Below are 17844 nucleotides of genomic sequence, written 5' to 3'. Positions count from 1 at the left end.
ACCTATTTATTTTGATTAAATTTTATTTTCTTCTTCTTTTCTGTTTCTCACTTTCACATGATAGAATATATTAGGTTTAGTACCTATTTCTTCTAACAAATGGTATCTTCTTTCGTCCTGATAAAGTTCTCTTACTTCTGAAGACTTATCGTTGATGTCTCCAAACCTCATCGCTCCTGTAGAACAAGCTTTGCTACAAGCACAAGCATCATTGAACTCTTCATCTGTAACGCGTCTGTTATCCTTTTTAGCTGTAAGAATAGCGGCTTGTGTAGATTGGATACAGAAAGAACATTTTTCCATAACCCCTCTTGTTCTTACTACCACATCCGGATTGAGAACCATTCTACCTAAGTCATTATTCATATTATAGTCAAATTTATCATTAAGGCTATAATTGAACCAATTAAACCTTCTCACTTTGTAAGGACAGTTGTTCGCACAATATCTTGTACCGATACACCTATTATAAGCCATCATATTCTGTCCTTGCTTACCGTGTGAAGTTGCCGCTACAGGACAAACTGTTTCACAAGGTGCATGGTTACACTGCTGGCACATCACCGGTTGGAAAATAACATCAGGGTTTTCTGCCGGATGGTTTAGGATACCACTATCCTTATTGAAAGCATTACCATACATTTCTGGAACATCGAGTCTTCCTTCTCTTCCGTTAAGGCTTTCTACTTGCTCAAGTTTTTCTTTAGCAGAATAGTAACGGTCGATTCTCAACCAATACATATCCCTAGACATTCTTATCTCGTCTTTACCTACTACCGGCGTATTGTTTTCTACCTGACAAGCGATGACGCAAGCACCACAACCAGTACAAGCATTAAGGTCAATAGATAAATTGAAATGAGGTCCGTCTGTATCATCGAATACATCCCACAGATCTACTTTATGAGCAGGCTGTTCTCCATTCAAAGTTTCGTATTCCAATGGAACATTCCATCCTTCAATATTTCCTTCTGCATCTCTTTTTGTACTGTCAAAAGGTACATTCAAGAATTTTTCCAAAGTTACTTCCTTAGCAATGTCATAACGACCCATCAAAGTATTTTGCAACTGCATTCCTGCAAACTCGTGGTCACTTTCGGAAGTTTTGGATAATTTCACACCGGATACCGCAAAATCAGATCCATTGTATGCCGGATAAGCATTTACCCCTACATCGGCTACTTTGCCGCAAAGTTTTTTGCCATATCCTAAAGCTAGCCCTAAGGAACCATCTGCTTGCCCCGGTTGTATAAATACAGGAACATTTTTGATGGTTTTCCCGTTTACTGTCAAATCCACTACCGAACCATCCAACTGCATTCTTCCATTAAGACTATTATCAAGCCCCAACTTATCTGCATCTTTAGGCGATACGGTAAGGTAATTATCCCACGACAGGCGAGATATCGGATCCGGCATTTCTTGCAACCAAGGGTTGTCTGCCTGAGTACCATCTCCCATAGAAGTTTTGGTATAAAGCATCAATTCAAGGTCAGAAGATTGGAATTTTTTAAGGTCAGCAATAGCCGCCTGAGCATCTCCGCCATTGTATGATAGAGCTCCCGACTGAGGGATTACATTATATCCGTCATATAAAGCTTTATTAAATGTGGTGCTGTCTCCTAAAATAGAAGTTGCATTATTTTTAAGATAAGCGTATAAGTCGTTTGCAGAATTATTTTTACCATTAGTCCAAACTAACAACGCTTCCTCTATTTGTCTTGACTTAAATATCTTCTGAATCGTAGGCTGCATTAGGGTATATACTCCGGATTCCGGAATAAAATCTCCCCAAGATTCCAAACAATGAGAAACCGGTATAACAGCATCAGAAGCCTTGAATACCTCGTCTCTTTTATTGATAAGTGCTACTTTGCAAGGTACTTTCTTGAGAAGTGCTTCAAACTTAGCTCCGTCTTCGTGAGAATATATAGGATTAACATTGTTTATAATAACAGCACCTACCTGCCCTTGGTTTAACCAAGACAAGAACTGGCTGTATTTATTGGCATCAAACTCTCTTAAAAAGTTGGCTTTACCAGTAAAAGCATTAGATTTTAATTTCTGGTTAATTAAATGAGTCAATACATAGGCACCTTTAGAGCCCTCTGCTATGACTACAGCTTTACTGCCTTTGGCTTTAAGTTCAGCCACCAACTTAGAAGCTACCGCATCAGAAGTTCCGCCGTTAAGTCCATTATAAACTTCTACTAAAAGTTTATTAACTTCACTTGGCTTAAGTCTTATTCTGGTATCGGCGTTTGCTCCGGTAAGAGATAGGTTGGATTCTACTTGAATATGACGCAACATATTCGGACCAGGTTTTCTTGCTTTACCATAAGATTTTTCCAAACTTCCACCCGAATAGCTTTCAATGAAATTTGCTTGAAAACCTATTACCAACTCTGAATTTGACAAATCATAAACCGGTAAAGCCCTCTGTCCGAAAACTTCCTCTGAAGCGTCTAACGCAGAAGCGTAAGGAACTGCATCATATGTTACCAATTCTGCATTAGGATATTTAGCTTGAAAATCTGCAAAAATTTTCTTAAATGTAGGACTTGGATAAGAATGTGAAAGAACTACAATTTTTTTGTTAACTGCTTGAGCTTGAGCCAAACCGTTTAAAACATAAGAATCTACTTTATCAAAAGTCGCATTCTCTCCTTTTAATGCAGGCTGTCTTAATTTATCATTATCATAAAGGGAAAGCAATCCTGCCTGAACTCTTGCATTGGCACATCCAAGCTGCTCTGCCGCAGAATTTGAATCTATTTTAATAGGTCTTCCCTCTCTTGTTTTCACTAATACGCTTGCGAAATCAAAGCCGTCAAAGTAAGAAGTTGCATAAAAGTTGGGCACTCCCGGTATAATATTATGAGGTTTGGTTACATAAGGGATCGTCTTAATTACCGGAGATTCACAAGCAGCAAGCGTAACAGCCACCGTAGAGAACCCTAAAAATTTAAGGAAATCTCTCCTACTTGTTCCGGAATTATTCATTTTATCCTCGTTCCCCAAAAACTCATCTACAGGAATTTCATTCTGAAACTCTTTTTGAGCAAGCTTCGTATTTAGCGAAGGGTCTTTTAATTCGTGAATACTTCTGAATTGTATTTTTTTTGAAGCCATTTTTTGATACTTCTAATTTTCTATTATTAATAATGACATTTACCACACTCGATACCTCCGATTGCATCTACTGTAATCTTAGTACCTTTACCATATTGTTTTTCTAACTTAGCATGCAAGTTTTTGAAATAGGCTTCGTTGTAGCCATTCGTCATATCCACTTGCGTCGTTCTGTGACATGAAATACACCATCCCATAGTGAAATCATTAGCCATTTGCACTACATTCATAGTATCAATTTTACCATGACAAGCTTTACAAACAATATCTACATTTTTAGCGGCCATAATCGTCTTAGCTCCCGCCACAACATGCTGAGAATGATTGAAATACACAAAATCAGGCATATTATGAATTCTAACCCACTGTATAGGGTGCGTTTTACCTGTATAAGACTGAGTTTTTTCATCCCAACCTACAGCGTCATATATCTTTTTAATCTCGCCAGTATAAAAATCTTTTGTTTTACCAGCTTGAACATACTCGCCCTTATATTCAGAAATAAATTTATGACAGTTCATACACACGTTGAGTGAAGGAATTTCTGAAACCTTACCATACTTGGCACCTGAGTGACAAAGTTGGCAATCAATTTTGTTTATACCAGCGTGAATTTTGTGAGAAAAATAGATAGGTTGCTCCGGCTGATATCCTTTATAAACACCTACCCACATTAGCCAGTTCCACACACCATAAGCAGCAAAAACGGCCAAAATTCCTAACACCAATTTTCCTATCGTATTATACTTCTCATATAGCTCTCCAAAATTACGAATTTGGCATTCATTAAAAACAGAAAGTTCTTCAGACTGATTGAGTTTAACGAGCTGTCTTAATTTAATAAGAAGCCAAACCAATAAACCTGAAACAGCCAGTAAAGAAACCAATATAATCAACGAGTTAGTTTTCTCTGTCCTCTCTGCTTCCAGCTGAGCCGGATCTTGAGCTTTATCAGCAGTAGTAGCCGCAGCATCATCTTGTTTTGGCGGATTAGTAGTATACGCTAAGATGTCATCTACATCTTGATCCGAGAGATTAGCAAAGACAGGCATTTCTGTCTTGTTAAATTTCTCAAAAAGTTCATTAGCGTACTTGTCTCCAGATGTTCTAAGAGCTTTATTGTCTTTAATCCACTTGTAGAACCAATCGACATCCAAATTTTCTTCTTGCTTCACCCGATCCACTACGCCACCCAAAGCAGGACCTACAAGCTGTTTGTCCAAGGCGTGACAAGCGGCACAATTCGCTTTAAAGAGTGTTTCTCCATTCTCAGGATCTCCTTTAGAAGCATCTTGTGCATAAATGGAAACACTCGTACATAGCAATAAACTTAATGCTATCAGTGCTTTTTTGTAATGCGTTCTCCAACTATTCATTTATACAATATTGGGTTATTAAAAAATGATTTTTACATTCAGTGCTACAAAAGTAAGACTTTAACAGAACATTAACGAAACCTCGCTAATGGAAAAATATCATATTTCTTTAATTTATAACCATTCTAAATTGAAACTTATAGTATATTAGATAGTTACAGTAGTATTTGGAGGGAAAATAAATAAATAAATAAATATACGAAAATCTAATTCTAATTTTTCAAACCCACTTAGCCAATAAATAATTAAAAATCCTCGCAGACTCTTGATTGTTAAACTATTTCAAAAAAAAAGACCTATTTAACGAGAGCTATCCCCTGCCATTTCACATAAAATAAAGTGTTGTTTCATAAAACCAAAGCAGATCAACTTCCTAACGATCAATATTACGATTGCTATTTTTAGAAATAACACTTAAAAATTATTATTGATCAATATTCTATCAAAAAATAATAAAATTATACCACTGTAAATAAGACACTTATAGTATTTTAAAATAAAAAAAACAATCAATCGTTTGATTCAATCAAATGTTTGATTTATCTTTGCAACGGATTTAATTATACGACATAATGAAACAGCTGTCTAAAGAAGAATACATAATGAGCGTAGCAGAAAAATTATTCGCTGAAAGAGGGTTTGAAGCTACTTCTATCCGCGATATTTCTGCGGCTGCCAATATTAATGTGTCGATGATTTCCTACTATTTCGGTTCTAAAGAGATGCTCTACGAAAAAATCTTTGAGTATCGGATGAAATGGGGCACAGGATTCATCAAAGAAATTATGGCAAAACAAGAATTGAACGAATGGGAAAAATTAATTGGGATTATAACTTCTCATATCGAACGATTACAGATCCTGCCCCATTTTTATGTGGTACTGCAAACCGAACAACTCATCAGTAAAAACCCTAAAATAAAAGAGTTTATAAAAAAGTTTAAGCTCTCTTTCCTAAGCGTGTACGAATCATTATTGGAAGAAGGCTGTCGAAAAAAAATTTTCACCAAAAAACCATCTGTGGATATACTCCACGCCATCGTGGCAGGAACTTTGTTCTACGCCGTGCGGAATATTCCACTATACAGCGAATTTGCCAAATCCGAATCAATGGAAATTTTCATTCCTGAATTTATAAATGAATTGAAAAACAAATTAATAGAAACCTTAAAAACACTTTTAGGTTATGAAGAAAAATAGAATATTATTATTTGCAATGCTTATAGGCAGTTCGATCTGCGTAGCACAGCAAAGCAGAATGCTGACTCTCGACGAAGCTGTGGAAATGGGGATTGCCCACTCGAAATATTTGAAAATAGACGCCGCCAAAGAATTGGAAGCCAAAGCACGCTACGAAAGTGTCAAAAACAACTTCCTCCCGAATCTGAAAGTATCCGGAAGTGCCTTGGCAATTGCTAATTCTGAAGTAAATATAGAAGTACTCTTCAAAAATCCGAATGCAGCAAGCATACAAACACCAAAACCCAATTCTGCATATTTCGGGCAAGCCAATCTCTCCTTGCCTCTGTTTGCAGGCGGAAGCATCCGCTACGGAATAAAAAGTGCCGAGTATCTGGTAAAAGCCCAAGAACTATCTACCGAAAACGACAAAAATGCCATGGCGTACAATATTGCACAAGCCTATAACAATTTGTTCAAAGCAAGCCAAACCATTAAGGTATTAGAAGAAAATCTCAAAGTGGCACAAGACCGCGATAAGCATTTCTTAAGTATGGAAAATAATGGACTCATCACCCGAAACGACCGTTTGAAAGCCAATTTGCAAACTTCCAATATTGAACTTCAGCTCTTGGATGCCCAAAACAATTACAGCATTGCCAATATGAATATGGATTTGCTGCTCGGGCTACCCGACGATACAAAAATTGAAGTGGATCCAAACTATACGGCAGACGAGAAGGTTTATACCCTCGTGCAGGATTATGTAGCAGAGGCTATGCAATACCGCAAAGATCTACAAGCAGTGCAGTATCAGCTGAAAGCTGCCGGTATGGGCAAAAAAGCTGCCAAAGGATCTTATTACCCCCAAATAGCCCTTACGGCAGGATACACCGCCGCCAAAATCCCGAAGATTTTCTCCATCTACAATGCAGCGAATATCGGTATCGGCGTGCAGTACAATCTGGATAACCTTTGGAAGAAAAACACTTCGCTGGAACAGGCAAAGGCACAGGAACAAGCCTTGCAGTCACAAAGCGAATTGACGACCGAGCAAATCCGCCTTGAAGTCAACCGCGATTACCAAAACGCAATACTTGCCAACAAGAAAATAAGCGTTTACGAAAAAACCATGCAGCAGGCTGCAGAAAACTACCGCATCACGAAAAACAAATTCGACAACGGACTGGCAACGATGACCGAGCTCTTGGAAGCCGATGCCGCCCAAATAAGTGCTAATGTAGGCTATGTGAATGCTAAAGCCGACGCCGCATTGGCGTACAAGAAACTAATGCAGACCATCGGAAAATCCGTGATTTTTTAAACATCAATCTATCAAAAAAATATTTACTAAACATAATTCAGAACTAAAATGGAAAATAATACCAAAAGAACAAAAAAGAAATCGTCCTTTGCTTTTCCTATCATCTTCGGAGGACTAATTCTCATCGGATCTATTTTCGGATACCGTACTTATGTACACGGCACCACGCACGAAGATACCGACGATGCACAAATTGCTACCAATATGTCGCCTATTATCTCTCGTATATCGGGCTATGTGAAAGAAGTAAAAGTAAGAGACAACCAAATGGTGCATAAAGGCGATACGCTCGTGGTGTTGGACAACCACGACGAGCTTTTAATATTGGCACAAGCCAAAGCCGCGCTGGCTACCGCAAACAGCAATGTAGCTACCGCCAAAGCCTCTGCCAATGCAACCTCGCAAAACATCAACACCTCCAAAGCCGCCATAGCAACGGCAGATGCCCAAATAGAAGCCGCCAAAGTGAATGTATGGAAAGCGACGCAGGATTTTAACCGCTATGCGAATTTGATAAAAGACCATTCCATCACGCAGCAACAATACGATGCCGCCCTGGCTGCCAAACAAGCCGCAGAAAAGCAGCTCCAAGTCCTTAGAGACCAAAGAAACCAAGTCGCCCAGCAGGTGAATGTGATAGCCTCCCAAACCGATGCCAGCTCTTCCCAAATAGGCGTAGCCGATGCCATGGTAAAACAAAGAAGCGTAGATGTGGAAAAAGCAAAACTCAACCTGTCTTACACCATCATTACAGCACCAGAAGACGGCTATGTTTCCAAAGTACCCGTACAGCCGGGGCAGTTTATCCAAGCCGGAGCACAGCTTTTCAGCCTCATACGCGATAACAGCGTGTGGGTGGTTGCCAACTTCAAAGAAACGCAATTGACCAAAATGGTGGAAGGGCAAAAAGTAAAAATTAAAATAGATGCTTTCCCGGACGAAAAATTAGAAGGTGTGGTAAGCTCTTTCTCCCCTGCCACAGGGTCTACTTTCTCCATTCTGCCTCCGGATAATGCTAGCGGAAACTTCGTAAAAGTAGTCCAAAGACTGCCGGTTCGCATCGATTTTACCAACCTCAATAAAGACCTTGCAAAAAAATTGCGTGCAGGGATGAATGTAAAAGTTGAAGTATTTTTAAAATCTTAACTTATGCTGGAAGAATCTTTAATAGAATACGGATATAGGCGCGTAGTTATCACCATTACCGCAATTCTCTGTGCATTGCTCGAGATTGTGGATAGTACCATCGTGAATGTGGCACTCAACGATATGAAAGGGAACCTCAGTGCTACACTCTCCGAAGTGGGCTGGGTGGTTACTGCCTATGCCATAGGGAATGTAATTATCGTTCCGATGACGAGCTGGCTATCGCAGCAGTTCGGACGGCGGAATTACTTCGCGGCATCCATCATTATGTTTACCGTTTGTTCCTTTTTGTGCGGAAACTCCACCAATATCTGGGAGCTCGTGTTTTTCCGTTTGCTACAAGGGATGGGCGGGGGTGCACTTTTGGTAACTTCGCAAACCATTATCACAGAATCTTATCCGGTAGAAAAACGAGGAATGGCACAGGCTATTTACGGCTTGGGCGTCATCGTAGGACCGGCATTGGGTCCGCCGCTCGGAGGGTATATCGTAGATAATTTCAGCTGGGCATATATCTTTTACATCAATATTCCCATCGGGATTTTAGCAACGATTTTTACTTTGAAATTTGTAAGAAGTCCGAAGTATTCCGAGAAACGCCAAGCCAAAGATGTGGACTGGATAGGCATTATTCTCTTGGCAATATTCGTAGGCTCCCTTCAATTTGTTTTGGAACGCGGCCAAGAAGACGATTGGTTTGACAGCCAGACTATCATCATTTTTTCCGCTATGGCATTTTTAGGATTTATTCTGTTTATCTGGCGTGAACTCACTTTCCGCTACCCCATCGTGGAGCTGCGGGTACTACGCAACGGGAACCTGCGTATAGGAACTATTATGTCCTTTATTTTAGGATTTGGATTGTATAGCTCAGCATTCGTTATCCCACTTTACACACAAAACATTTTAGGTTGGTCTGCCCTGCAAGCCGGTATTCTAATGATTCCACCAGCAGCTGCCACAGCTTGTATGATGCCCATTATTGCAAGGCTTTTGTCAAGCGGAATCAAACCCCAGTTTTTGGTGGCATTGGGCTTCCTACTGTTCTTTGTGTATAGTTTTTGGGGTTATAAAATCTTAACGCCGGATACCGCCAAAGACGACTTTTTCTGGATGTTGATTGTAAGAGGCATTGGGCTGAGTATGCTCTTTATCCCGATTACCACCTTGGCACTCAGTACACTGAAAGGGCAGGAAATTGGGCAAGGTGCCAGCTTTACGGGGATGATGAGACAGCTGGGTGGTTCTTTCGGCATTGCCGCTACTACCACATTTATGGCACGGCAGAATACCGAGCATCAATTTTTCCTCGTTTCCCACTTGGATATGAACAGCCTCAATGTACAACAACGGATAATCGGAATGAAAGCCGCCTTTATGGCAAAGGGAATGCCAGCAAACATTGCCACAGAGTCCAGCTATAAAGCGATAGAATATTCCGTGATAAAACAAGCTGCCGTACTTTCTTATATGGATGTATTTTTATTCTTAGGTATAATGTTTCTTATCTGTATTCCATTCATTTTGTTCATAAAAGAGCGGAAAGGCAAGAAGAGCGTAGATATTTCTATAACACATTAAAAGCAGATTTTCATCTATCTATAATGATAAATTGAGGCGAGGAGGATTGTAAAAATTTTGTAATTCTCCTTTTTTATTAAATTTTCAACACTTATTTATAAAACAATTAACAGATTAGATTATTTTATATATTTTATTTAAAAAACAAAAAATTAAAGCATTAATAATATATTAAAACACAATAGTTTATTACATTCATAAAAATATAAAACAATAAAATTATTTAATAAAAAAAGAAAAATAACCCGTATCGAATAATAGAAAAACAGCTCTTCCGATGCCAATTTTCAATTTAATGGAAGATTTTCACTCAAAAAAAGTAGTGGAAGATTTAAAATCATATTGGGGCGTGAAAGTGGAAAATGTTTCAGGAGATGACCAAACTATCACGATGGAAATTGATAAAAGAATAGTATGCTTGAGCTTTATAAAGCTATTCCAAAAGATGACATAGAAAATATACTTAGCTTTAATTATTTATGGAAAAATGCATATGAATATTTAAAAGAAATATGAAAAGTCATATTATTGTTTTGGGGTTCGAAAAGAGAAAAACAATATTGAAAACTATCATAGCAAAAGTAAATGCATCTGATTAAGAGTATGTGATAATACCATAGAGAGTTATCAAGACTCTCAAACACTTTTATTGTCGAAAGATTTATATCTTAATTTTGCAAATTTTCTTTTGAACAACCGGCTGTTTATTCAGCTATGAATATATATCGGATTAGTTCATGGAGAAAAAAATAGTATTTATACCTATGGAATGAAAAAGTTTGGAAAATCTAAAATATAAATATTTATAGATAAATATTATTTATATTACTTTATATTCTCTATTTTAAATTATTTCTTATCATCCGGTATTACACTAAAAGAAGAAGAAATATTAAAACTTAATTTATAATTATACCAACCGATAAAAAATCAATCAGTCAGAAAAAAAGGGGAGGGATAATATTCCTATTTTTAAAATTAGCCGTTATCCTCTCCGTAATATTTTTCGCCTATTTTGATACGCTCACGGCCGTTTTGCAGCCTCCAGTGATTGGTATCTCGTAGTGAATAAGCACAGCCGCAGTATTCCTGCATATAAAACTTCTCCCGTTTGCTGATGTCCAGCATCCGTTTAGAGCCGCCTTTCTTCCGCCAATTGTGTGTCCAGTAAGTTAGTCCTTCATATTTAGCGGCGGCACGCTCTCCGCAGTCGTTGATTTGTTCAAAATTTTTCCAGCGGGAAATCCCCAATGAACTGCTAATGGTGTCAAAACCGTGTTCGTAAGCATAGAGTGCCGTTCGTTCAAACCTCATATCAAAACACATGGTACAGCGTATCCCCCGCTCTGGCTCAAACTCCATACCTTTCGCCCTCGCATACCAGTTGTCCGTATCATAATCGGCATCAATAATCGGGATATTGTATTTTTCCGCAAAGCGGATATTTTCGTCCTTCCGAAGCTCGTATTCCTTACGGGGGTGGATATTGGGGTTATAGAAAAAAATAGTAAAATCAATGTCCGAAGCGATGATAGCTTCCATCACCTCTCCCGAGCAAGGTGCACAGCAAGAGTGCAGTAATAATTTTTTACCGTTATTCGGCAGCGTTAGTTTTTCCCGATTAATGTCTGTCATTTTAATTCCTAAAATAATTTCCCGCAAAAGTAAAAAAAACTAAATTGAGTTATATCAAACTAATCTAATTTTTTTGACAGGCAGTAGAGGAAGTCCTTTTATAATTCACATCTTTGCTAACACAAACTTCAACTCAAAATACTTGTATTACAATACCATATAGCGAGATGAATATTTCAATTTCATACGAACAATAATAGTATTTGCCAAAACAACTATCCCCTTTACTTTATCGAACTAATAAAGAAACATATAACTATATTTTTTTTAATAATTTACATACCCACATTCTTTCTCCTAAATAATTGAAGTTTAATATAAATAAACCATTTTACATTTTCATCGTAAAACTAAAAGTACTCTTTTTTGAGTCTTAGGTTTATAAAATAAACTAAATTGTTTAACAAATTAAAAATTTTCAATTATGGAAGACAAAAAATTAAATAAAAAGGAAAGTTTAGAACTTATCCGACAAATGATTAACGAAACCCGCAATGCCGTACAACAAGGATAACCCTTCAACCTGCTTTTTGTGGGATATCTGGGGCTGTTTTCCTCTCTGTTGGTATATTTTGCGGTGTATTTTACGGCTAATACCAATTATTATCTGCTGTGGTTACTGATGATTACTCCCGCTTTTAAATCATTTTTCATCAAAGAGAATAAACAAAAAGTTGTTTCCTACGCATCCAAATCGATAGATGCCATTTGGAGATATATCGGCTATTTTTTAGCTATCGCTCCAATTCTGTCAATTATTAATACTTTTGTATTTCATACTGGGACTTCCGGAGTTACGATATTTTCATTGTCCTTGATTTTAATAAGTCTCGGATGTGCCGCAACAGCATCATTATCAAAGAAAAAATATTTACTTTTTTGGTATCTTTTTAGGGGTTGTCATTGGATATTTTGTCTTGGAAAATTTATTTAACGGTATTTTTCCTGCGTATTTTAATCTGCTGTACGGTTTGGTATGCCTTGTGTTGCTTATCATTCCTGGTCATTATATTAACCGCAAATATAAGAAACAATGATGAAAGAATTAGCCCCCCTACTGCATTCACAGTTGCGTCTGGCAGTAGTCTCTCTGCTGATTGGGCTGGAAGAGGCGGATTTTATGTACCTGAAAGAGAAAACCAATGCCACTTCGGGCAACCTCAGCGTGCAGCTCGACAAACTGGAACAAGCAGGCTATATTACCATAAAAAAGAATTCGTAGGGAAGAAAACCCGCACCTCGTGCAGCCTTACAAAAACAGACGGGCATTAGACAATTACATAGAAGCCCTGAAAGACTATCTACCATTGGGCCGACACTTGTACTACAATAATCATCCCTAATTATCTTAAAAAAACGCATATATGTATTCAAAAAAATAATTATATTTGTTGCTTATTAGATAGTCACAATCTCTAAATCCAGCTTATTATGATGACAGAAAACTCTATTTTAATGAGTAAAGCGAGCGAATCCCTAAAAGGAAAATGGGGATTAGCTATAGGGACATTTGTTATATATATGATGATTGTTTCTATTATTGGTGCACTTATTCCTTTTGCCCATTTAATTGTTGGAGGCGCTTTTCAATTAGGAATTTCTATTTTTTCATTGTCAATAGCAAGACAACAAGATTCTAGAGTCGAACAAATATTTGCAGGATTTAATAATTTTGGAAGAGCATTAAGTGCTTTTCTACTAATATTTATTTTTGTTTTATTTTGGCTTCTTTTGCTTATTATACCTGGTATCATTGCTTCGATATCTTATTCAATGACTTTCTTTATTCTTGCTGATGATGACTCAATAAGTGCTATGGACGCTATTAAAAAAAGTAAGCAAATGATGAATGGATATAAATGGAAATATTTTCGTCTATCATTAAGATTTTTTGGCTTGGCATTACTCTGTATTTTAACATTAGGAATTGGATTTCTTTGGTTAATACCTTATCAATATGTTACCTATGCAAAATTTTATGATGATGTAAAAAATAATTATTTACTTAACCAACAAAAAAATTAATTAAACGCTTCCGCTAATTTTTCTTCCTTGTGGAAATTATTTATTCATTAAAATAGTGTTCCCGTACTTGTTGCCATTTGTGGGATTTTCAGAGCTCCGCCTAATTCTTGGTTAATCTTTTCTATGAAATACGCCGAAAGAAGCGGTGAGGCTTTCTCCACATTCTGGTGTACAAAGAAATAAAGATTTTGCAAACCTGCATTTTTCCATTCTTTTAGGCGCGCTACCCAATCATCTAACCGCGTGTAGTCGCTATCGGTATTAGCTCCCACATATCGCACAAAAGCCGTAGGGGTAGTGAGGCGTATATGCAGCATATCCCTTCTCCCGGCGGTATCTACGATGATATTGGTAATGCCGTGTTCTTCGAAAAGTTGCGTAGTTTCGTCAAATATAACTTCATCTGAGAACCATTCGTGGTTACGAAGCTCTATTCCAAGTGGAAGCTCACGCGGCCAACGCTCCACAAAACGGACTAATCTATCAAGATTTTTGGTTTTAAAATTATCATGCAACTGCAGAAATACCATTCCTAATTTTTGCTGAAACGCTATTACCGCCTCGGCATACCTCGTAACCGCATCATCTACCTCTATGAGCCTTCGATAATGAGAAATGGTATTGGTAATCTTTGGAAAAAACTTAAAGTTTTCCGGCGTTTTGTCCCTCCAAGCAGTAACCTGCTCTACCGATGGCAATCCGTAAAAGGTGGCATTCAGCTCTATACTGTTGAATTGTGTGGCATAGTAGGAAAGTTCATCTTTCGTCCCTCTGGGATAAAAGCCTTTTAGGTCTGTTTTATTCCATTTGGCACAGCCTACGCTGATATTGAGCGACTTCTTCAAATCCTGATACCGAGAAAGTATTTTTTCGGTATTAGGATGACTCTTAGGTAATGTAAAGTCTATAAGATCGGGATTTTCTACTTGTCCGAATTTCATTTCAATAAGTTTTATTTAATTTTCAAAAATAGGAAAATTAGCATAATGCTCCGAGCCGAAAAAAGTTTTATTTTTGCATAAAAGAATTAAATATGTTCAAACTTAAACTTCCCACCGACCCGAGATGGGCAAATATAGCAGAAGGAAATATAGAGGAAATATTGACAGACCACGCGTGGTGCGAACAAAAAGCGGCGTCTAACGCCATTACCCTCGTAACAATGCTGCCCGAGCACACGGAAATAGTAACAGAACTTTTGGCAATAGCACAAGAGGAATTAGAACATTTCCAACAGGTGCACGAAATCATCAAAAAAAGAGGATTTGTACTCGGCAATCCCAGAAAAGATGACTATGTGAACGATTTGTTTAAGTTCATCGTACAAGGAAGCAGAGAACAATTTATCATCGACAGAATGCTTTTTGCAGCAATGATAGAAGCCAGAAGCTGCGAACGATTCAAAGTCCTTACCGAAAATATAAAAGACGAAGAGCTAAAAACTTTCTATCGTGAACTGATGATTTCCGAAGCCAACCATTACACCACTTTCATAGGATTTGCAAGAGCATTGGGCAATCCGGAAGAGGTCAATAAACGATGGGAAGAATGGCTGGAATACGAGGCTAAAGTAATAAAATCCTACGGCAAAAAGGAAACCATACACGGATAAATTATCCTCACGATTGTGGGCTGTCTTTGGTGTAATCCGTACTGTTGATATTTTCTGCTGTAAAACCTGCCACACCACCACTTACCGCAAACTTCATCACCTCTGCGGCATTTACCCCGTCTAAGACTTTGATGTCCGAAGCCTTGACGAAAACCACCCAGCCCGATATAGCGTAAGACATAGGCATATACACGGAGACATAGTCCTCAAAATTCTCCACACAAACATTCTTTTGGGTGATAAACCCTATGCGCCAAGTTTCTGGCGACTGAGAAACACGAGCCAACACAGGGTGATTGAATTTTTTCTTATCCCCCACGAAAGAAGACATGACATCCTTCAAGGAGGTATAAATGAACTTGATGCCGGGGGTATGCTCCAGCAGATAATCCAAACTATCTATAATAATACGCCCCAAGAGGAATTTATTGCCCAGCCAGCCAATAAGCGCTGTACCGAGTATCACGACTAAAAATGTAAGCCCCGGAATTCTATCCGAAAGAGAAGGGATAAGATTATCAATAGTAGAAACAATATACCAAATAATCCATACCGTAGCTGCCAATGGACCAATGATAACCAAACCCTGCAAGAAAAACCTTAGGAAACGCTTGAGTATATTATTTTCTTTGTTCATAATATTCTTAGTATTTAGGATTATCCTTTACTACAATGTGGTGCAGCTTCGTAACTTTTCCTGAAATTTCCACCGTTACCTCGTCAAAAACGCTGTTCAGCACCCCGTTTTTTTCTGCGATATCTCCGTTTTCTGCAGATACTTTTACACCTTTTCCGAAAAGCTCGTAATTATTCTCCGAAAAATTCATCTGCGAGAGCGGATAACTTTTACCATCAATAGATAAAAGCCCCGCATTGGCCTCCGAATTAAAAATCAGAACGGGTTTCCCATTTTCTAAAAATAAAGTCTCGTCTTTATCTGGTGTTTTTTTTGAAAGGTCTAATGCTTCAGTAGGGATATCCCCAGAAGAAACATTTTCTAAACTACCTGCCCACGGCTTTGCCTCTGCCGTATCATTCTGAGAAATAGCTTCAGAAACAGTCTGCTTTTTATTACACGCCAATACCAATCCCAGACATAAGGTATATAACGCTATTTTTGTTGTTTTCATTGTTTACACTTTATTATTGATATACCCTTCCGTAGCATTTTCTTTAGGCATAATCTGTGCCGGATTTCCTACTACTACAGAATCAGACGGAATATCTATATTAACATAGGCATTCGGTGCAATCAATACATTATCTCCGATTTTGATATTGCCTACAACCACGGCATTAGCACCTATCCATACGTTATCTCCGATTGTAGGAACGCCTTGTCTTTTACCTCTGTTTTGCTGTCCGATAGTTACTCCTTGAGCAATATTACAATTTTTTCCGATAACAGTCTCGGGATTGATGACCACCACCCCCCAATGACCAAGATAAAGCCCCTCTCCTATCTGTGTTTCAGGATAAATCTGAAAACCATATTTTATTTGATAATGCCTAAGCACCAATTTCCAAAATATCCCTAAAACAGGTGTATTTCTATACTTTTGTGCTTTTCTGAAACAATAGATATAATGAAGATTTGGGCTAAAGCATTTAGCTAAAATCTGCATAGAAGACAGCCATCTGCCCGTCGCACGGTAAAAATCTTTCTGTATAATGGAGCTCATAAGTTTATAGAATTAAAGTTCATCGATAATGTTCATAATGCTTTTTACCGAATTATCTAAATTAAAAGGCATCTCATAATTTTTTAGCCGGGATTGATAAGCCTCAAAAAGCTGAGGAGAAGCAAGTGCTTTTTTCATTCCTTGGTAAATGCCTTCCTCGGAGTTTTCCACAATAAGCCCCAATTCTCCCTCCAGAAGCATCTCTCTAACTCCGGAAACCTCTGTTGCGATAATGTTTTTTTGCAGCGTAACCGCTTCGAATAATACCGTAGGATAGCCTTCGTATCGAGAACTCAGAACATAAAAATCGGCAGCCTTAAAATAAGGATAAGGATTATCCGTAAATCCTAACAGCTCTACAGTATTCTCTATCCCCAGCTCTGATCTCAGCTTCTTGAGGTTTTCAAAATCATAACCGTCTCCTGCAATCAGAATCCGATGAAAACAGCCTTCATCTAATAATCTTTTATGGACTTTGAGTAGTCTATCAAAACCTTTTTGTGGAAAAACAGTCCCCACAGAGAGAAAAATAGGCAAACCAACCGTCTCTATATCAACAGGCTGCAAACTTTTACAAAGAATATCTCTGGTATCTAACGGATTATAAATTCTTACTATTTTTTGTCGTTCCTTATTAGTTTTCGCCAAGTTCTCAAAATCTTTCTGAATATACTCCGAAATAACTAAAATTTTATCAAACCCAAAAAACCTACAAATCTCATCATCCGTATAATTATGAAATTCTGTCTTTCTCAAATCATTGTGTATCCAAATTATTTTTTTAGAACTACGAAGCGGAGAATCAAGAATCTCATCTCTAAAACCGTGTATAGCTGCAAACTCTATATCGTATTTTTTATTTTTAAGAATAAACTTATAGAGCAGAGATGGAAATCTCTTGAGCAGTCCCTGATAAATCACTCTAAATGCTTTTTTAGGAATGTCCTGAGGGCGGTTGGTAGTAATCATCTCCCCTCTATTGAGATAGAGAACATTGACCCAAGAGGGGATCTCCGGCAAGTATTTACCGGAATAGAGGTTGAGCAGTAAGTCTATCTCGTACTTATCCTCCGGTAAATTCTTTAGAAAAGTAACCAGCACCTTCTCTGCTCCTCCGTGCCGCATAGAGCCTATTCTGATAAGGATTTTCTTT

General features: G+C 37.9%; 16 protein-coding genes. 8 read left to right on the top strand and 8 right to left on the bottom strand.

Features of this window, described 5'->3' with window-relative positions:
• Positions 1 to 15 precede the first annotated feature (15 nt).
• Together BLS89_RS08160 and BLS89_RS08155 are read right to left on the bottom strand one after the other, a co-directional pair.
• Positions 16 to 3132 carry a TAT-variant-translocated molybdopterin oxidoreductase gene (locus tag BLS89_RS08160; RefSeq protein ID WP_092737358.1) on the bottom strand — a complete coding sequence of 1039 codons (3117 nt, stop codon included), beginning with the start codon at positions 3130 to 3132 and terminating at the stop codon, positions 16 to 18.
• Between the two features lie 26 nt (positions 3133 to 3158).
• Complete coding sequence (locus BLS89_RS08155) at positions 3159 to 4508, bottom strand: c-type cytochrome (protein ID WP_092737356.1); 1350 nt, start codon at positions 4506 to 4508, stop codon at positions 3159 to 3161.
• Positions 4509 to 5080: 572 nt separating this feature from the next.
• On the opposite strand from BLS89_RS08155, the gene BLS89_RS08150 reads away from it, so the two are divergent.
• The 5 genes from BLS89_RS08150 to BLS89_RS10680 all read left to right on the top strand — a co-directional run bounded on the left by BLS89_RS08150 (position 5081) and on the right by BLS89_RS10680 (position 10191).
• Entirely contained in the window at positions 5081 to 5707 is a 627-nt protein-coding gene (locus BLS89_RS08150; RefSeq protein WP_092737354.1) for a TetR/AcrR family transcriptional regulator, read from the top strand.
• Complete coding sequence (locus BLS89_RS08145) at positions 5694 to 7010, top strand: TolC family protein (protein ID WP_092737352.1); 1317 nt, start codon at positions 5694 to 5696, stop codon at positions 7008 to 7010. Before BLS89_RS08150 ends, BLS89_RS08145 begins: the two co-directional genes overlap by 14 nt.
• A gap of 48 nt (positions 7011 to 7058) precedes the next feature.
• Positions 7059 to 8156 (top strand): HlyD family secretion protein, encoded by a 1098-nt coding sequence (locus BLS89_RS08140; protein WP_092737350.1) that lies wholly within the window; start codon positions 7059 to 7061, stop codon positions 8154 to 8156.
• A 3-nt stretch (positions 8157 to 8159) separates the two neighbouring features.
• Positions 8160 to 9737, top strand: a complete 1578-nt coding sequence (locus tag BLS89_RS08135; protein WP_092737348.1) for a DHA2 family efflux MFS transporter permease subunit — start codon at positions 8160 to 8162, stop codon at positions 9735 to 9737.
• A gap of 295 nt (positions 9738 to 10032) precedes the next feature.
• Complete coding sequence (locus BLS89_RS10680; protein WP_176763276.1) at positions 10033 to 10191, top strand: hypothetical protein; 159 nt, start codon at positions 10033 to 10035, stop codon at positions 10189 to 10191.
• Positions 10192 to 10715: 524 nt separating this feature from the next.
• Here BLS89_RS10680 and BLS89_RS08130 read toward each other — a convergent pair.
• On the bottom strand, positions 10716 to 11372 hold the full coding sequence (locus BLS89_RS08130; RefSeq protein ID WP_092737346.1) for an epoxyqueuosine reductase QueH: 657 nt from the start codon (positions 11370 to 11372) through the stop codon (positions 10716 to 10718).
• A 1069-nt stretch (positions 11373 to 12441) separates the two neighbouring features.
• On the opposite strand from BLS89_RS08130, the gene BLS89_RS11295 reads away from it, so the two are divergent.
• Positions 12442 to 12594 (top strand): transcriptional regulator, encoded by a 153-nt coding sequence (locus BLS89_RS11295; protein WP_317039419.1) that lies wholly within the window; start codon positions 12442 to 12444, stop codon positions 12592 to 12594.
• Between the two features lie 209 nt (positions 12595 to 12803).
• The gene (locus BLS89_RS08115) at positions 12804 to 13397 is read left to right on the top strand and encodes a DUF975 family protein (protein ID WP_092737342.1); all 594 of its coding nucleotides are present in this window, start codon (positions 12804 to 12806) and stop codon (positions 13395 to 13397) included.
• Positions 13398 to 13444: 47 nt separating this feature from the next.
• On the opposite strand, the gene BLS89_RS08110 is transcribed toward BLS89_RS08115, so the two are convergent.
• Entirely contained in the window at positions 13445 to 14338 is an 894-nt protein-coding gene (locus BLS89_RS08110; RefSeq protein ID WP_092737340.1) for a DUF72 domain-containing protein, read from the bottom strand.
• Positions 14339 to 14430: 92 nt separating this feature from the next.
• Between BLS89_RS08110 and miaE the strand changes: the two genes are divergently transcribed.
• Positions 14431 to 15009: a MiaE family protein gene (gene miaE, locus BLS89_RS08105; protein ID WP_092737338.1), complete on the top strand. Its 579-nt coding sequence runs from the start codon at positions 14431 to 14433 to the stop codon at positions 15007 to 15009.
• A gap of 7 nt (positions 15010 to 15016) precedes the next feature.
• Here the strand turns inward: miaE and BLS89_RS08100 are convergent, their stop codons facing one another.
• The 4 genes from BLS89_RS08100 to BLS89_RS08085 are packed head-to-tail and all read right to left on the bottom strand — an operon-like array spanning position 15017 to position 17816.
• Positions 15017 to 15646 (bottom strand): DUF502 domain-containing protein, encoded by a 630-nt coding sequence (locus BLS89_RS08100; RefSeq protein ID WP_092737336.1) that lies wholly within the window; start codon positions 15644 to 15646, stop codon positions 15017 to 15019.
• Positions 15647 to 15653: 7 nt separating this feature from the next.
• The gene (locus tag BLS89_RS08095) at positions 15654 to 16139 is read right to left on the bottom strand and encodes a hypothetical protein (protein ID WP_092737334.1); all 486 of its coding nucleotides are present in this window, start codon (positions 16137 to 16139) and stop codon (positions 15654 to 15656) included.
• Between the two features lie 3 nt (positions 16140 to 16142).
• Entirely contained in the window at positions 16143 to 16691 is a 549-nt protein-coding gene (locus BLS89_RS08090; RefSeq protein WP_092737332.1) for a serine O-acetyltransferase, read from the bottom strand.
• Between the two features lie 12 nt (positions 16692 to 16703).
• Positions 16704 to 17816, bottom strand: coding sequence for a glycosyltransferase (locus tag BLS89_RS08085; RefSeq protein ID WP_092737400.1), 1113 nt, complete (start codon positions 17814 to 17816; stop codon positions 16704 to 16706).
• Positions 17817 to 17844: the final 28 nt, after the last annotated feature.

The organism is Riemerella columbipharyngis (genome assembly GCF_900101995.1).
GTDB lineage: Bacteria > Bacteroidota > Bacteroidia > Flavobacteriales > Weeksellaceae > Riemerella > Riemerella columbipharyngis.
Note: the sequence above shows the minus strand (reverse complement) of the source record. Positions and strands in the feature narration are given on the sequence as shown.

What these genes read in the sequence shown, in the direction of transcription:
- BLS89_RS08115 (WP_092737342.1), top strand. Translation starts at nt 12,804, where the DNA reads ATGATGACAGAAAACTCTATTTTAATGAGTAAAGCGAGCGAATCCCTA.
- BLS89_RS08090 (WP_092737332.1), bottom strand. Translation starts at nt 16,691, where the DNA reads ATGAGCTCCATTATACAGAAAGATTTTTACCGTGCGACGGGCAGATGG.
- BLS89_RS08085 (WP_092737400.1), bottom strand. Translation starts at nt 17,816, where the DNA reads ATGCGGCACGGAGGAGCAGAGAAGGTGCTGGTTACTTTTCTAAAGAAT.
- BLS89_RS08135 (WP_092737348.1), top strand. Translation starts at nt 8,160, where the DNA reads ATGCTGGAAGAATCTTTAATAGAATACGGATATAGGCGCGTAGTTATC.
- BLS89_RS08095 (WP_092737334.1), bottom strand. Translation starts at nt 16,139, where the DNA reads ATGAAAACAACAAAAATAGCGTTATATACCTTATGTCTGGGATTGGTA.
- BLS89_RS08140 (WP_092737350.1), top strand. Translation starts at nt 7,059, where the DNA reads ATGGAAAATAATACCAAAAGAACAAAAAAGAAATCGTCCTTTGCTTTT.
- BLS89_RS08130 (WP_092737346.1), bottom strand. Translation starts at nt 11,372, where the DNA reads ATGACAGACATTAATCGGGAAAAACTAACGCTGCCGAATAACGGTAAA.
- miaE (WP_092737338.1), top strand. Translation starts at nt 14,431, where the DNA reads ATGTTCAAACTTAAACTTCCCACCGACCCGAGATGGGCAAATATAGCA.
- BLS89_RS08110 (WP_092737340.1), bottom strand. Translation starts at nt 14,338, where the DNA reads ATGAAATTCGGACAAGTAGAAAATCCCGATCTTATAGACTTTACATTA.
- BLS89_RS08145 (WP_092737352.1), top strand. Translation starts at nt 5,694, where the DNA reads ATGAAGAAAAATAGAATATTATTATTTGCAATGCTTATAGGCAGTTCG.
- BLS89_RS08100 (WP_092737336.1), bottom strand. Translation starts at nt 15,646, where the DNA reads ATGAACAAAGAAAATAATATACTCAAGCGTTTCCTAAGGTTTTTCTTG.
- BLS89_RS08160 (WP_092737358.1), bottom strand. Translation starts at nt 3,132, where the DNA reads ATGGCTTCAAAAAAAATACAATTCAGAAGTATTCACGAATTAAAAGAC.
- BLS89_RS10680 (WP_176763276.1), top strand. Translation starts at nt 10,033, where the DNA reads ATGGAAGATTTTCACTCAAAAAAAGTAGTGGAAGATTTAAAATCATAT.
- BLS89_RS08155 (WP_092737356.1), bottom strand. Translation starts at nt 4,508, where the DNA reads ATGAATAGTTGGAGAACGCATTACAAAAAAGCACTGATAGCATTAAGT.
- BLS89_RS08150 (WP_092737354.1), top strand. Translation starts at nt 5,081, where the DNA reads ATGAAACAGCTGTCTAAAGAAGAATACATAATGAGCGTAGCAGAAAAA.